Origin of the sequence: Actinoplanes subtropicus, assembly GCF_000721705.1 — a bacterium.
In the GTDB taxonomy this organism is placed as follows: domain Bacteria; phylum Actinomycetota; class Actinomycetes; order Mycobacteriales; family Micromonosporaceae; genus Actinoplanes; species Actinoplanes subtropicus.
In genome coordinates this window covers 1-237 of record NZ_JOJL01000192.1, presented here as the reverse complement: position 1 = coordinate 237, position 237 = coordinate 1, and the positions used below count along the sequence as shown (strand labels likewise).

1 pseudogene is annotated in these 237 nt (G+C 73.4%); it reads right to left on the bottom strand.

From position 1 onward, the window contains the following. Positions 1 to 237 (bottom strand): annotated as a pseudogene (locus IH26_RS61895) (hypothetical protein); the annotation flags it as partial.

Genomic DNA, 237 nt, shown 5'->3' with positions numbered 1-237 from the left:
CCTGCAGCGACCGCACGGTGGCGTCGGCGACCGGCCCGGGCGTCCTGAGGGCGACCAGGTCGACGCCGTCGATCAACGCGGCCACGACCTGCGGCCAGTCCGGGCCTGGGTCGGGCACAAGCGCGAGCCGGTCGGTGATGACGCCGATCTCGGAGGCGGCGAGTGCTCCGATGTCGGGCATACCGACCGCTGCGGCCCAGCCGTGCTCGGTGGCGCTCGCTAGCAGGAGCATGAGCA